The following is a 14,846-nucleotide window of genomic DNA, read 5'->3' as shown; positions in this document are numbered from 1 at the left end:
GTGCGGTCTGGTCGGGCAAGGGGGAGCGTGCTGTCACCGCGAGGAGCGGGGGAGGGTCCTCACGCGGGTGCGGTCCCCTCCGCGCTGAGGACTCGGCGTCCCCCGCCGCGTCGGAGGCGGTTCCGCTTCGCGGGGCGGAGCCGGGCGGGCGAGCGCGATCAGGTCCGGCGGCAGCGTCAGCGAGATCACGAAGACGCTCACTGAGACGACCCACGTCATCAGGTCGAAGGAGAAGGCCATCGCGAGCATCACGGCGACCTGGGCCCGGCCGAGGCGGTCGGAGCCGATCCACGCGCCCCCCATCGCCAGCACCATGAGGGCGAGCCCGATGCCACCGCTGATCGCGAGCGTCCAGATGAAGTGGTTGTCGATGACCAGGAAGCCGTCCTGCTGCAGCAGGCCCTGCGCGAAGATGCTCAGCTCCGAGAAGAAGCCGCTGCCGATCGCTCCGGTGGGAGAGCCGCGGTGCAGGAGCTGATCCGCGCTCGCCCATCCTTCGAGGCGGTGGCCGAAGGAGTCCGAGGTGGCCGCCTGAGTCGCGACGGCCGAGAGCCCGAAGTCGCCGAGGAAGATCGCGACTCCCGCCCCGATGACGATAAGGACGTTCTTCACCCGCGTCCGGGTGTTGGGAGCGAAGAAGAGGTAGACGACGAAGCCGATGGCCGCTGCGACGAACGCACTGCGCGTCCCCGAGAGGACGAGGCCGGCGACCGCAGCAGCGAGCGAGACGAGCCGGACCGTTCGGGACAGCTTCGACCCGAGAGCGAGGATCAGGAAGAAGCCGAACATCACGATGAGCGAGAAGATGATCGGGTGGCCGGTCGTGCCCTGGATCCGGATCAGGCCGGGGAGGAACGGGTTGTACCGGATGACGGGAAGACCCGCCGTGGTGAGGTTGCGGTAGCCCCAGACCGGCTCGGGCAGGACGGTGAGCTCGGCGATGCCGACGGCGACCTGCACGAGGACGGTGAGCGCCGTCCAGCGCAGCAGCGGCACCAGGTCCTGCTCGCCGAGGCGGGACACGACGGGGAACAGCAGCAGCGGCACCGCGATGAGGGCGAGGACGGTCGCCGGGGAGCTCGAGGAGATCAGGAGGCTCACCCCGGTCGTCCAGACGAACCAGGCGAGCAGGAGGAGCCGCGTGCGCTTCCTCGGCCGCGTCCGCTCGCCGAACGCCCAGGCCAGGATCAGGAACACCGCAGCGATGCCCGTCGAGGCGTAGCGGACGGCGTCCGGAGCGGAGGTGCTCGCGCCGATGCCGAGGACGAAGATCGAGAGGCCGACGGCGTAGCCGCGGAGGCCGACGGCGCGCCGCGGGAAGGTGACGACCAGGAACAGCAGAGCGAGGGCGGCGGCGACGATCAGCATGCGGCACGCCCCGTCCCCCGGAGTCCGGCGGCGCGCGGATTCCGGTGACGGAGGCAGGGCGATCCGGCCGAGGCCACTGGTCCCCGGTTCCGCGCAGCGGCCGACCTCGAGTACGGTCCGGTCACGCTGTCCGCACCGCGTACTTCTCCTCGGTGGCGGCCTTTGCGGGGCGCCACCAGTCCTCGTTGGCGCGGTACCAGTCGATGGTGGCGGCGAGTCCGGCGTCGAAGTCGGTGTAGCGGGGGCGCCAGTCGAGTTCGGTGCGCAGGCGGGTGGAGTCGATGGCGTAGCGGAGGTCGTGTCCGGCGCGGTCGGTGACGTGGTCGAAGGCGTCCTCGGGTTGTCCGAAGGCGGTGAGGATGCGGGTGACGACGTCGAGGTTGCTCTTCTCGCCGTCGGCGCCGATGAGGTAGGTCTCGCCGATCTCGCCGCGGTCGATGATGGCCCAGACGCCGGTGTTGTGGTCGTCGACGTGGATCCAGTCGCGGACGTTGGCGCCGGTGCCGTAGAGCTTGGGGCGGATGCCGTCGATGGCGTTGGTGATCTGGCGGGGGATGAACTTCTCGACGTGCTGGTAGGGGCCGTAGTTGTTGGAGCAGTTGGAGATCGTGGCGCGCACGCCGAAGGAGCGCACCCAGGCGCGCACGAGGAGGTCGCTGGCGGCCTTGGTCGAGGAGTAGGGGCTGGAGGGGTTGTAGGGGGTGTGCTCGGTGAAGCGCGCGGGGTCCTCGAGCTCGAGGTCGCCGTACACCTCGTCCGTCGAGATGTGGTGGTACCGCACGTCGTGCGCGCGCACCGCCTGCAGGAGCGCGAAGGTGCCGATGACGTTCGTCGCGAGGAAGGGCGTCGGGTCGTGCAGGGAGTTGTCGTTGTGCGACTCCGCGGCGAAGTGGACCACCAGATCCGCGTCGGCGACCAGCCGGTCCACCAGCTCGGCGTCGGCGACGTCGCCCTCGACCAGCCGCACTCGGTCGGCGACGGGGGCGAGGGAGTCGCGGCTGCCCGCGTAGGTGAGCTTGTCGAGCACGGTGATCCGCGCGTCGGGACGCTCGCGCAGGGTGAGGTGGACGAAGTTGCTGCCGATGAAGCCGGCACCGCCGGTGACGAGGATCCGCACGGGTTCTCCTGGAGGTCGGGAAGGTCGGGGGAGGCCGGGCTCAGCGGCCCGCGTTCACGCCTTCGAGGCTGAGCAGGCGGTGGAGGTAGGCGCCGTAGCCGCTCTTGACCAGCGGCGCGGCGAGCTCGGCGAGGCGGGCGTCGTCGATCCAGGAGTTGCGCCAGGCGATCTCCTCGATGCAGCCGATCTTGAACCCCTGCCTCTGCTCGATCACGCGCACGAACTCGGTCGCCTCGATCATGGAATCGAAGGTCCCGGTGTCGAGCCAGGCCGTTCCCCGATCGAGCACCTGGACGTTCAGCCGCCCCGCCTCGAGGTAGCGCTCGTTGATCGTCGAGATCTCGAGCTCGCCGCGGGCCGAGGGCGTGATCGTCTTCGCGATCGCCACGACGTCGTTGTCGTAGAAGTAGAGGCCGGGCACGGCGTAGTTGCTCCGCGGCTGCTCGGGCTTCTCCTCGATGGAGACGGCTCGGAAGTGCTCGTCGAACTCGACGACCCCGTAGGCGCGCGGGTCGGCGACCTGGTAGGCGAAGATGACGGCGCCCTCGATCGTGGTGTTCGCCGCGAGGGCGGTGCCCAGGGCGGTGCCGTGGAAGATGTTGTCACCCAGGACCAGGGCGACGGACTCGTCGCCGATGAACTCCTCGCCGATCAGGAACGCCTGCGCGAGCCCGTCGGGGGAGGGCTGCACGGCGTACTCGATCCGCATGCCCAGGCTCGACCCGTCGCCCAGCAGGGCGCGGAACTGGTCGTTGTACTCGGGGGTCGTGATCACGAGGACCTCGTCGATCCCGGCCATCATCAGCGTCGACAGCGGGTAGTAGATCATCGGCTTGTCGTAGATCGGCATCAGCTGCTTCGAGATGCCCTTGGTGATCGGCCACAACCGCGACCCCGAACCACCCGCGAGGACGATGCCCCTCATCGGAGCAGCCCCGGGTGAGGAGCGGCGGCGGGGGTCCGCTGCACCGCCGAGGGGAGCGTGAAGATCTGCGGGGAGAGGGTCACGGAGCCGACTCTATCGGCGGCGCCGCGGTGCCTCCGCATGCCGGTGCGGCGGGCGCGGAACCCGTGGCGGGGACTGACGGTCGAGCGACCGCTACCGACGCGATCCGACTCCGTGAGCGGCGCGCACGCCGCCCCCGCCTCCGTATCGCGCCTCCCACTCGGAGGCCGCTGGGCACGGGGATAACTTCTCCGACGTCCGCGGCTCCGCCTGCCGCGACGGAGAGAGGTACCGCCCTGTGCACGAGGTCATCGACCAGCGGGACTCCGCGCTCCTGCCGTCTTCCGGTCCCTACCGCCGATCCCCCCTGACGGGGGGAGTCCGCCCGTGCTGACCATCGGGATCGTCGCCCTCGATGCCTGGCACGCGGCTCCGCTCGAGCGCGCCTGGCGCCGCCAGGGGCACCGCGTGGTCGTGGTGACCGGTGACCCGGAGGGGTTCAGCGGGGCGGAGCTGCGCCCCAGCGTGCTCGCCCGCTTCCTCGAGCCCGCCCGCCGGAGGGGCACCGGGTTCGTCGGGCTCGCCGTCGTCACGCGCCGGGCCCGCCGACTGCTCGCTTCGGAGCGGCCCGACCTCGTGGTGGCTCTCCCGGGGACGGCCGTGGAGCTCGCCGGGCTCGCTCCGACGACCGTCCTCCTGGCCGACGACCTCCCGGCACTCCCGCGCCTCCGGTTCGAGGAGGAGCGCCGCGGTGCTGTCGTCGTCACCCCGACGGAGCGGCTCGCGTCAGCCCTCGCGGGAACGGTCGTGCCCCTGGGCCTGCCGGACGCGTCGTTCCCGACGCCGTCCGCCCCCGACGGGCCCCTCCGCTTCGCCGCCGTGGGAGCCTCCGGTCTCGACCGGGGCACCGAGCGGCTCGATCTCCTCGCCCGGCTGGACGGCACCGAGTACGTCACCGTGATCGACGACGGCGGCGGGATCGCCGACGACCTCGCATCGGGGCTGCGCTCCGTCGGCGAGCAGGACCGCGACGGCGTCGTCGAGGTGCTCCGCCACTCCCACGCGTACGCCCATCTGACGCCGTCGACGACCGGCGCGGCCGCCGGACTCGACGCGCTGGCGAGCGGGCTGCCGGTCCTCGCGATCGAGTCGAGCGTCCTGGCCGATCTCTGCGCGGCGGGGGCGGGCGTGGTCCTCTCAGACGACGCGACGCGCGAGGAGTACGAGGACGCCCTCCACCGGCTCCGACGCGAGTGGACGGCTCTCTCCCGGGGGGCCGCCGAGCTCGCGCGGGAGCGCCCGTGGTTGGTCGCGGCCGAGGAGATCCTCGCCCTCGCGGAGGGACGCGTCCGTGTCCCTTGAACCGGTCCCGGCTGTCGGCGCCTCCGCCGACGCGATGCTGCCGAACGCCGTCGCCCTGCGCCTGGCCGCCGTGCTGGTGCAGTACACCCTGCGGACGCACGGCGTCCGCAGCCTCGTGGTGAAGGGCGAGGGTCTGCACCGCCAGGGGATCCGCGCCCCGATGACGTCGGCCGACGTCGACCTCTGGGTCGACCCCGAGCGCTTCGACGAGGCTCTCGCGCTGCTCGCCTCGATGGGCTGGCGCCGCCGCGCCGAGGCTCTCAGCTGGACCCTCTTCGTCGACCACTCGATCACGCTCGTCCACCCCTCGTGGCCGTGCGACGTCGACGTCCACCGCTCCTTCCCGGGTGCCTTCGAGGAGGAGCGGATCGTCTTCGACCGCCTCTGGGCGGCCGCCGAGGATCTGCCGCTGAGCGACGAGACCCTGCGGATTCCCGGGCGCGCGCACCACCTCGTGCTGCACGCCCTGCACCAGCTGCGCAGCGCGCGCTCCGCCTCGGCGACCACGGCGCTGGCGGTTCTGAAGGCGCACGGCGCCGGCCTTCCGAGCGAGGAGCGCGAGGCGATCCGCGACGCGGCCGTCGAGCTCGGCGCGCAGACGCCGATGACGGAGCTCCTCACCTCCTGGGGAGTCCCCGCCGCGCCTGAGGAGCGCTACCGGCACGCCCAGACTCTCTGGGACGTGCGCCGCAGCTCCGACCGGCACACCTTCAACTGGCTGCACGCCGTGGCGTCCGCTCCCTGGCGCCTGAAGGGAGGCCTGCTGCTGAGAGCCGCCTTCCCCACCCGCGCGGATCTCGAGGCGAGCCATCCCGAGGCGACGACGGTCCGACGTCGGCTCCGGCTCCGGGGGGAGCGGACCCTGCGGGCGCTCCGAGGCCTCCCCTCCGCCCTCACCGGTTTCGCCAGGGTGGCGCTGAGCGGCCGCAGCGAGGAGCAGGGCCCGGCGTCCTCGTTCGAGGCGATCGCGGCGACCACGGCGCCGGTGGGCGACCTCCCGGCCTCGTCCGATCCCGCGGCGAGCGCCGTGCATCCGGTGGAGGCCTCCGCCGAGGCGCAGGGTGGCAGCGCGCCGCCGGCCCAGCGCTTCGCCGTCGAGCGCACGGACCGTCAGGTCTACGTGCTCGACCTGTCCCGCCCGTCGGTGCCCCCGATCGTGCTCTCGCTGAGCGCCGCCTCGGTCTTCGAGGCCGTGATCCGGCAGCGCCGGCCCCGGGACGAGGTCGTCGACCTCCTCGCCGATCACTACGACGTCGACCGCGGGACGATGGGCCGCGACGTCGACGCCGTCCTGGCCGAACTCGACGTCCGCTTCCCGGGCGCGGTTCCCGACGGGGCGCTCTCATGAGGGCCGCCCGTTCCCGATCCCTGCGGATCCTGCACGTCCTCGACTCCTTCGAGGACGGCGGAGCGCAGCGTGTGGCCCTCTCCCTGGGCGCGTGGAGCCGCGAGCACGGCTGCGAGACCGCCTACTGGGGGCGTCCCGGGCCGCTCAGCGACCGCGCCGCGCAGGAGTCGCCCGTCTTCGTGGTGCCGAGACCGAGACAGGGCTTCGCGGCCGATCTCCGCGGCCTCGCTCTCGCCGTCCGCCGGTTCCGCCCGCACGTCCTGCACGCCCACCAGCGCCGCGAGGCTCTGCTGGCCCTCCTCGTCGGCGCCGCGCTCGGTGTCCCCGTGGTCGAGCACGCGCACACCGAGCTGCCCGGGATCGACAGGCGAGCGCTCTCCTTCCGCTCCCGGCGGGTGTTCGCCGTCTCCGCCTCGGTGGGGCGGATGGTCGTCGAGGGCTACGGCCGCCCGCAGGAGCGCGTCGTGGTCACCGGCAACGCCCCGGCGAACGTCACCGCGGAGCCCGCGCTCGCGCCGGAACTCGCCGAGCCGGTCGTCCGCGTCCTCGGCATCGGGCGGCTCGCGGAGCAGAAGGACCCGGTCCGCTTCCTCGCGGTCGTCGAGGCCCTCGCCCGGGTCCGCCCCGTCACCGGCACCTGGCTCGGCGACGGTCCGATGCTGCCGGTGCTGCGCGAGCGCGCCCGGGGAGCCGGAGTGGTCGACTTCGCCGGTCCGTCGGCGGACGTGACCGGAGCGCTGGACACGGCGCACCTCCTCCTGTCCACCTCGCGGTGGGAGGGGACTCCGCTCGTGATGCTGGAGGCGATGGCCCGCCGTCGCCCGGTCGTGGCGACCGACGTCGGCGGTGTGGGCGAGCTGCTCGCCGACGGCCGGGGCCTCCTGCTCCCCGCCGACGCCGACGGGGAGCGGATCGCCGAGCTCCTCGCCGCCGCTCTGGAGCGACCCGAGGGGCTCCTGATGCAGGCCGACCGCGCGAAGGCGTGGGTGGACGAGGCCGCCTCGCCCGACGCCGTCTTCGGCCCCGTCGTCGCCGCCTACCGCGAGCTCGGGGGCCGACGGTGAGCGGGCGCGTGCACTCGGTGACCGTCGTGGCTCCCTGCTACAACGCGATCGCCCGGCTCGACGGCTTCCTCGCGCGGCTCGCACTCACTCTCGGACCGGGGATCCAGGTCGTCCTCGTCGACGACGCGTCCTCGGACGGCACGGCGGAGGTGCTCGAGAAGTGGGCCGAGGGACGCGAGGACGCCCGGGTCCTGCTCCTCGAGCAGAACGGCGGCGTCGCTGCCGCCCGGAACCGCGCCCTCGACGGCATCGACTCCGAGTTCGTCTGGTTCGTGGACGTCGACGACGAATGGGACACGGAGATCCTCCGGACCCTCACCGCCGAGGCCGAGCGGACGGCGGCCGACGTCGTCGTCTGCCGGGCGCTCTACCGCACCCGGCAGTCGACCTCCGGACGCGTGATCGACGGTCTCGACCGGCGCGAACTGGTCTCGTCCGAACTCGCTCTCGAGCGGATGGCGTCCGGGCGCCTGCACGGCTTCCTCTGGAACAAGCTCTTCCGCCGCGCCGTCCTGCAGGAGGAGCTCTTCCCGCGCTTGAGCTCCCAGTCCGACTTCGTCGGCGTGCTGCGGGCGGTCCAGGCGTCGGAACGGGTGCTCTTCGTGCCGGAGGTCCTCTACTCCTACGTCCACACGGCGTCCTCGATCACCCGTCGGCGCGACCCGGACCTCCGGAACCTCCTGGTCTGCGCCGAGGAGATGCGCGCGGCGCTCGCCCGCACGTTCGAGGAGGTGCCGCGCCCGCTGTCGGACTGGTTCACGACCTGGTTCTACGCCGTCCCCGTCGCACTCACCCCGATCCGCCAGAACTCCGACCCGGCGCTCGTCGAGACCGGAGTCCGGCTCGGATCGGAGGCGCTGCGGCACGTCCGTGTGCTCCGCTCCGCGCGGACGCCGCGGCTGCTCGTCCTGGGGCTGGTGCTCAAGCACGTCCCCGCCGCCTTCACGGCGCTCAGCCGGATCCTCTACGCCGTGCACGACACCCGCCGCCGGCTCTCCGATCGGAGGAGCACCCGGTGGACGACGTGACCGTCCCCGTGCAGGCGGCCGCGACCGGCCCCTTCCGCACACCAGCTCCGTTCCCTCCCTCCCGCACCGACCCCCGAGGAGCACCGGCATGACCTCCTACATCACCGGCCGCATCGAGCGGATGCCGGCCAGCATCACCACGCTCGACGAGGCGGCGGAGGCCGTGCTCGAGCTGTCCCGGAGCGGCCGCGACGAGCTGGTCGTCACGCCGAACACCGACCACTTCGTGCGCTGGAAGCACTCCGGCGAGTTCCGGCGGTACTACGGCCGGGCGTCCCTCGTGGTGCTCGACGGGGCGCCTCTGGTCTGGCTGGCCCGCTCGTACGGCCACCGCACGGCGAGCCGCGTGACGGGCATCGACCTCTTCACCGAGGTCTGCCGCCGCGCGGCGTTCGAGGGCGCGCCGATCGCTCTCATCGGCGGACGCCCCGGAGTCGGCGATCGCGCAGCCGCCGAGCTGCAGCAGCGCTTCGCCGGGCTCCAGGTTCCGGTCGTCGTCTCGCCGGAGCCGGCCGAGCTCGCGGACGACGCCTACCTCGCCCGCCTCTCCTCGACTCTGCGCACGGCCGACGTCCGCATCGTCGCGCTCTGCCTCGGCTCCCCCAAGCAGGAGGAGGTCCGCGAGCGCCTGCTCGCCGTCGGCGGCACGGGAGCGGTGTGCCTCGGCGTCGGCGCCGCCGTGGACTTCCTCGCCGGCGAGATCCCGCGGGCGCCGCTCGTGGTGCAGCGCCTCGGCCTCGAGTGGGCGCACCGGCTCAGCCGGGAGCCCGGCAGGCTCTGGCGGCGCTATCTGGGCGACGCCGTGCGGGTGCTGCCGAGCGTGGTCGCGGCCCTCCGCTACCGGGGGCGCCGTGCCGTCCGCTGAGCACGCGGGCGGCGTCGCCGGCGAGAGGCCGCTGGTCCTGGTCTGGAAGCGCGCGTGGCTGCAGGACTCCGAGACGTTCGTCCGCAATCAGATGCACGGACTCGAGCGCTGGCGCGCCCTCGGAGTGGGCCTCGAGCGCACCGGCTCGGGCGTCCTCCACGACCGCACGGACATCGTCCTGCACGATCCGATCACCCCTCGCGGGCGGCGGTCCCTCCTCCTGCGGTGGCTCGGAGTGTCACGACGGCTCGACGCGATCGTCGATGAGCACCGGCCCGCCCTCATCCATGCGCACTTCCTCATCGACGCCGTCTCCATCGCCCGGTACGCACGGAGGAGGCGCCTTCCGCTCGTCGTGACGGGGCACGGCTACGACGTGACCAGCTGGCCGCTCGCGACCGGAGCTCCGCGCCTGCTCCGACCCCTCGCCCGAGCTCACCGCGCCCTCGAGGCCCGCACCGTCTTCCGTACCGCGCACGCGGTGATCGGCGTGTCCCGCTTCATCACCGACGGGCTCCTGCGCCTGGGGGCGGACCCGCGGCGCACCGGAGTGGGCTACATCGGCGTTCCGACCTCCCGCCCCGAGGCCGCACCGGCTGCGGAGCGCGCGGGAATCGTCTTCGTCGGACGCCTCACCGACAAGAAGGGCGTTCCGGATCTGCTCGAGGCGGTCGCCGCCCTCCCCGGACCGATCCGCGACGTCCCCCTGACCGTCGTCGGCGACGGCCACCTGCGGGAGGCGCTCGTCGAGCAGGCGGCGCGGCTGGGCCTGCAGGTGACCTTCACCGGCTCCCTGCCCCCCGCCGAGGTCGCCCGCATCCTCGCCGGCGCCGCGGTCTTCTGCGCACCGTCTCGGACCGCGGCGACAGGCGACTCCGAGGGCTTCGGCATGGTCTTCCTCGAGGCCGCGCTCGCAGGCGTCCCTGTCGTCTCGTACCGCCACGGCGGCGTCCCGGAGGCGGTCCAGGACGGCGTCACCGGGCTGCTCGTCCCGGAGGGGGACGTGCCGGGCCTGACCGGGGCGCTCGCCGCCCTGCTCCGGGACCCGGACCGCGCGGAGCGGATGGGCGCGGAGGGGCGGGAGCGCGTGCTCGCCTCGTTCGACCTCGCCGAGCGGATCCGCGACCTCGAGGACCTCTACGACCGGGCGGCCGGCCGATCGATGCCGACGACGACGGACGGAGATCGCGGATGAGCCGCGCCGAGCACCGCGCCGACGATCCGCGACCGGGCCTCCGTCCGGCCTCCGCCGGGCGGGAGAGGTGAGCCTGCGCCGGAGCACCGTCGACGCGACCGCCTGGACGGCGGTCTCGTTCGCCGTCGCGCTCGTCGTGCAGCTCGGGCAGTTCGCGCTCCTGGCGAGACTGCTGGACCCCTCCGAGATGGGGATCATCGCGATCGTCGCCCTGCTCAACGCGTTCGTCGACATCTTCCTCGGCATGGGGGTCGCCCAGGCGATCATCCAGCGCCGGCGGGCGACCAGCTTCGAGCTCTCGTCGGTCTTCTGGCTCAACCTCTCCGTCGGGCTCCTGGTCACCGTCGCCGTCCTCCTGGGTGCCGCACCGATCGCCTCCCTGCTCGGGTCCGCCGCCGCGGCGCCGGTCCTCACCGTCGCCTCGCTCGTGTTCGTGGGCAGCGCAGCCGGGCAGGTGCCGAGAGCGGTGCTCGAGAAGGGGATCCGGTTCCGAGCGGTCGCCGTGTCCGAGACGATCGCTCTCGTCGGCGGCTTCGCCGTGACGGTCTGCCTCGCGGTCTCGGGCGCGGGGGCGCTCTCCTACGCGTGGGGGCTCGTCGCGACCGCGGCTCTGCGCTCCGTGCTCGCCCTCGTGCAGGCCCGCCGCTGGTTCCGGCTGCGGTTCCGGTTCCGGATCCGCGAGACCGCCCGCTTCCTCTCCTTCGGCGTCTTCCAGACCCTCGACGGCATCGTCAACTACCTGGGGTCGAACGCCGGCTCGCTCGCGATCGGCCGCCTGCTCGGACCGGCCCAGCTGGGCGGGTACACCCTGGGATACAACCTCGCCGTGAACCTCCCCGCGAGGGTCAACCCGATCGTGACGCGAGTGATGTTCCCGGTGTTCTCCTCGATCCAGCACGACCGCGAGCGCGTCGCGCGGAACCACCTCCGCGTCACCGCGGTGCTCAGCATGGCGAGCATCCCGCCGCTGATCTTGGTGGCGCTGCGCTCCGAGGAGATCGTGCGACTGTTCTACGGACCCGGCTGGGGCTGGATCGCGGGCATGACGAGCGCACTGACGGTGGTGGGCGCGGTGCGGGCGATCGGCAATCCGGTCGGCTTCATCCTGATGGCGATGGACCGGGTGCGGTTCGGGCTGGTCGTGAACATCGTGAAGACCGCGATCACGGTCCCGATGATCGTCGGCGGGGGAGTGCTGTTCGGACTCGACGGCTTGATCGGCGGGCTGCTGCTCTCGAGCGCTCTCGGCTTCGCCGTCACCTGCGCCGTGCTGCGGGTGGTGCTCGGAGTGCGCCTCGGCGCGTTCCTGCGCGCGTGCGCGGCGGGGCCGCTGCTCGCCGCACCGATGGCGATCGTGCTGCTCCTGCTCCGCATCCTCCCCGAGGGCGCGCCCCTGCGGCTGCTCCCGGTGGAGCTGGCGCTCGCTGGCCTCGTGCTGGGAGCGACCGCCCTCCTGGCGCCGGGGCGCGACATCGCCGAGGCGCGATCGCTCGTCCTGTCACGACTGCCCGCCCGGTTCCGGCCCGGCGCCGCCGCCCCGGTCGAGGTCGCCGTGGTGCTGGCCGCCGAGGAGCGCTTCGACGGCAGCGGGGGAGCCGTGGCGACCTGGGTCCGCGAGACGGTGTCCCGGTCCTCGCTCCGGATCGCCGTGCACGCGCCGTGGTCGTCGGCGTCACCGGGCGTGGACGTCAGGCCCCATCGTCTGTACCGGCGGATCTACGCGGTCCAGCGGCGCGCGGCACTCCTCCTGGCGCATCGGCGCGACAGCGACCCCGGCGCCGAGCTGCGCCGGCTGTCCTTCGGCGGGCGCTTCTGGCTGCTGGTGCTCGCTCCGTCGCTGCGCCGTGTCCCGACGGTCTGGATCCACAACCGCCCCCGCTACGCCGTGCGCCTGCGCCGCCTGGGCTACCGGGGGCGGATCGTCGCGCACCTGCACAACGACCTGCTCGATCACCTGCCGCCCGATCCCGCCGCGGCCCGGCGCTACCTCGACGCGGTCGACGAGTGGATCTTCTGCAGCGAGTTCCTGCGCGCCCGAGCGGTCGACCGGTACGGCCTGATCGCCACGGCCGTCCTGTACAACGGGGTCGTCCCTCCGCCCGAGGTCCCGCCGGCGCCGCTCGGCGGGACTGCGGAGGCGGTCTTCGCCGGGCGACTGGTGGCCGAGAAGGGAGCCCGCGAGGCGGTCGAGATCGTGAGGCGGATGCGGACCGAGCACGGCGCCGATCTGCGACTGGTCATCGCCGGCGCATCGGGCCTCGGGGACGACGCGACGCCCACCCCGTACGTCCGAGCGCTCGACGAGGCGGTCGCCACCCTGCCCGGCGCCGTGCGCCGGCTCCCGTTCCTCCGGCACGAGGACCTGCTGGAGCTGTTCGGCTCCTCGGCGCTCCTGCTCTACCCCTGCCGCTGGGACGAGCCGTTCGGGATGGTGGTGGTGGAGGCGCTCTCGCGGGGGATCCCCGTCGTGACGGTCGAGCGCGGAGGCCTCCCCGAGATCCTGCGCACCTCCGACGGAGTGGTCGACGGATCCGTCCTCGTCCCGCCGGGCACGGAGGAGGAGGTCGCGGACGCCGTCCTCGCGGAGCTCCCCGCCCTCATCGCCTCGCTGCGCGATCCCCGGCGGCGCGCGGAGGTCGCTGCGGCGTCGCGGCGTCGGGCGGAGGACTTCGGCTGGCCGGGCATCGCCCGCCGCGCGGACGAGCTGCTGGCCCACCCCCGCGGCTGACGCGCGGGACCGCCGCGCGCACGCGGATCGACGTTCCGCGCCAAGCCCGTCGAGGCTCGTGCCGCGCGATTAGTGTCGGCGCGACATGCCACCTGCATCCCCTCTCCCGCCCGCGTCCGCCGACGCCACCGCCTCTCCCGTGCTGCTCGATCCGCCTCCCGCTCCAGACCGGCGCCCGCGGACGACCCTTCCGCCGCGAGAGGCCGGCCCGTCGTCCCGGAATCGGCGCGCCGCTCCTCCGCTCCGCCAGACGGAGGCCGCCACCGGCACCTCCGCGGAACGGCTCTGACATGGGCCGTCACGCCGACGACGCCCTCCTCCGGCGCCCGACCGCCTCTCGTCCCGCCGTCATCGCCGAGACCCACGTCACCGACGGTCCGGAGACCCGCGGGCGGCCGTCGCGCGCGCCGGAGGATCCCGCTCAGCGGCGGCACGAGCGGATCGTCCTCGTCTTCCTCGCGGTGCTCCTGGCGCTCAGCGTCGTGCAGCTCTACACCCTGGGGCCCGTCACCGCTCCGGTCGCCTGGAGCCTGCTCTTCCTCCCGTACTCCGTGGCGCGGCTGCGCGGCGGGCGGATCGACCGGTTCGTGGTCGTGATCCTCCTCGTGATCGCCGGCACCCTCTTCGCGCTCACCTACTCCGGAGCACGCGCGGCCGCGCTGCGCGACGTGGTCTCCGTCGTCTCCTTCCTCACTCCGTACCTGGCCGTCCGCGGGCTCGGCGACGGCGCCTGGCGTGTCGTCGGCCGCGCCCTCGGCTGGGCGGCGCCCGTGTTCCTCCTCCAGGTGACGCTCACGATCCTCTTCCAGCTCGATCCTGTGCAGGAGACCGCCTACCTCCGGTGGCCGGACGCGGTGCTGTTCTCCGACATCTACGTGCGGGACATCTTCACGACGTCCTTCAACAACGTCCTGCAGGAGAAGTCGGGAGGGTTCTTCCTCAACGGCAACATCGCCTCGATGTACATGGCCACGACCGGCGCGCTGGCCTTCGCCGTCTGGAGACGGCAGCGGGGGAGGCTCCTCCTGCTCGTCGCCGTCGCCGGGCTGGTCGGCGCCCTCTTCACGCTGTCCAAGACCGCGATCGTCCTCGCGATCGTCCTGCCCCTGCTGGTCGCCGCGATCCGCGGACTCAAGGGACGCAGCCTCGGTCCGGTCGCCTGGATGATCACCATCCCCTCCGGGATCACGGCCGTGTACGCCGTCGCCGTCTCCTTCCCGCAGCTGGCGGAGGCCGGCCTGCTCACGCTCGGGGCCCGCGGCGACTTCCTGCGCCTGGCTGCGAGTGCGTTCCCCGACAACTGGCTGCTGGGGCTGGGGTACGGCGGATGGCAGGAGCTGTGGCTGGCGCGCGGGTCGCAGTTCACCCAGCACAGCGAGCCGCGCCCGCCTCACAACCTCCTCGTCACCGCGTGGACCAACGGCGGGCTCCTGATCGCGCTCCCCGTCCTCGCGTTCCTCCTCCTCGCCACCGTCGCCGTCGTGCGCCTGCTCCTCCGGGTCGCCCGGAACGAGGCCGTCGCCGTCGGTGCGCTCGCCGTCGCCGTCCTCTGGACGTTCCTGCACGGGATGGCCGACAACACCACCTGGTTCGGCGATCAGCACTCGCTCGCGACGCTCGCCGTCTCCGTGGCGCTCGTGGGCGTCCTGTCGGCGGAGGCGCCCGCGCCGGGCCGAGTGCCTCACGGAAGCGCTCCGGCGGCCTCGGCCGGCGCGGGTCGGGCGACGCTGCGACGGCCGCCGAGCCCCGGCCTCGGGCGGCGCTGACGCGACCGCCGCGCCGCAGCCGGTCCGGACACGGACCGCGCCGGTATCATCGACCCGTT

11 protein-coding genes are annotated in these 14,846 nt (G+C 73.2%); 8 read left to right on the top strand and 3 right to left on the bottom strand.

What is annotated here, in order from left to right:
* Window positions 1-33: 33 nt before the first annotated feature.
* From C5C39_RS03105 to rfbA, 3 genes are all read right to left on the bottom strand, one after another.
* Window positions 34-1,368 carry an O-antigen ligase gene (locus C5C39_RS03105; protein WP_104352656.1) on the bottom strand — a complete coding sequence of 445 codons (1,335 nt, stop codon included), beginning with the start codon at window positions 1,366-1,368 and terminating at the stop codon, window positions 34-36.
* 121 nt (window positions 1,369-1,489) lie between these two features.
* The gene (rfbB, locus tag C5C39_RS03100; protein WP_104283969.1) at window positions 1,490-2,485 is read right to left on the bottom strand and encodes a dTDP-glucose 4,6-dehydratase; all 996 of its coding nucleotides are present in this window, start codon (window positions 2,483-2,485) and stop codon (window positions 1,490-1,492) included.
* Between the two features lie 40 nt (window positions 2,486-2,525).
* Window positions 2,526-3,410 carry a glucose-1-phosphate thymidylyltransferase RfbA gene (rfbA, locus tag C5C39_RS03095; protein WP_104223010.1) on the bottom strand — a complete coding sequence of 295 codons (885 nt, stop codon included), beginning with the start codon at window positions 3,408-3,410 and terminating at the stop codon, window positions 2,526-2,528.
* 408 nt (window positions 3,411-3,818) lie between these two features.
* On the opposite strand from rfbA, the gene C5C39_RS03090 reads away from it, so the two are divergent.
* From C5C39_RS03090 to C5C39_RS03055, 8 genes are all read left to right on the top strand, one after another.
* Window positions 3,819-4,793, top strand: a complete 975-nt coding sequence (locus tag C5C39_RS03090) for a hypothetical protein (protein ID WP_104352655.1) — start codon at window positions 3,819-3,821, stop codon at window positions 4,791-4,793.
* A complete protein-coding gene (locus C5C39_RS03085; protein WP_104352654.1) occupies window positions 4,783-6,141 on the top strand; it encodes a PqqD family peptide modification chaperone in 1,359 nt (452 codons plus the stop codon). Before C5C39_RS03090 ends, C5C39_RS03085 begins: the two co-directional genes overlap by 11 nt.
* Complete coding sequence (locus C5C39_RS03080) at window positions 6,138-7,205, top strand: glycosyltransferase family 4 protein (RefSeq protein WP_104352653.1); 1,068 nt, start codon at window positions 6,138-6,140, stop codon at window positions 7,203-7,205. Before C5C39_RS03085 ends, C5C39_RS03080 begins: the two co-directional genes overlap by 4 nt.
* Complete coding sequence (locus C5C39_RS03075) at window positions 7,202-8,233, top strand: glycosyltransferase family 2 protein (RefSeq protein WP_181136305.1); 1,032 nt, start codon at window positions 7,202-7,204, stop codon at window positions 8,231-8,233. Before C5C39_RS03080 ends, C5C39_RS03075 begins: the two co-directional genes overlap by 4 nt.
* Window positions 8,234-8,321: 88 nt before the next feature.
* Window positions 8,322-9,098 (top strand): WecB/TagA/CpsF family glycosyltransferase, encoded by a 777-nt coding sequence (locus C5C39_RS03070; protein WP_104352651.1) that lies wholly within the window; start codon window positions 8,322-8,324, stop codon window positions 9,096-9,098.
* Window positions 9,085-10,293: a glycosyltransferase gene (locus tag C5C39_RS03065; protein WP_104249581.1), complete on the top strand. Its 1,209-nt coding sequence runs from the start codon at window positions 9,085-9,087 to the stop codon at window positions 10,291-10,293. Before C5C39_RS03070 ends, C5C39_RS03065 begins: the two co-directional genes overlap by 14 nt.
* Window positions 10,294-10,360: 67 nt before the next feature.
* A complete protein-coding gene (locus tag C5C39_RS03060; RefSeq protein WP_104352650.1) occupies window positions 10,361-13,021 on the top strand; it encodes an MOP flippase family protein in 2,661 nt (886 codons plus the stop codon).
* Between the two features lie 290 nt (window positions 13,022-13,311).
* A complete protein-coding gene (locus C5C39_RS03055; RefSeq protein ID WP_104352649.1) occupies window positions 13,312-14,787 on the top strand; it encodes an O-antigen ligase in 1,476 nt (491 codons plus the stop codon).
* The last annotated feature ends 59 nt before the right edge of the window (window positions 14,788-14,846 follow it).

This window comes from Rathayibacter sp. AY1F3 (assembly GCF_002931975.1).
Taxonomy (GTDB): Bacteria; Actinomycetota; Actinomycetes; order Actinomycetales; family Microbacteriaceae; genus Rathayibacter.
Note: the sequence above shows the minus strand (reverse complement) of the source record. Positions and strands in the feature narration are given on the sequence as shown.

What these genes read in the sequence shown, in the direction of transcription:
- C5C39_RS03105 (WP_104352656.1), bottom strand. Translation starts at nt 1,368, where the DNA reads ATGCTGATCGTCGCCGCCGCCCTCGCTCTGCTGTTCCTGGTCGTCACC.
- rfbA (WP_104223010.1), bottom strand. Translation starts at nt 3,410, where the DNA reads ATGAGGGGCATCGTCCTCGCGGGTGGTTCGGGGTCGCGGTTGTGGCCG.
- C5C39_RS03080 (WP_104352653.1), top strand. Translation starts at nt 6,138, where the DNA reads ATGAGGGCCGCCCGTTCCCGATCCCTGCGGATCCTGCACGTCCTCGAC.
- C5C39_RS03070 (WP_104352651.1), top strand. Translation starts at nt 8,322, where the DNA reads ATGACCTCCTACATCACCGGCCGCATCGAGCGGATGCCGGCCAGCATC.
- C5C39_RS03055 (WP_104352649.1), top strand. Translation starts at nt 13,312, where the DNA reads ATGGGCCGTCACGCCGACGACGCCCTCCTCCGGCGCCCGACCGCCTCT.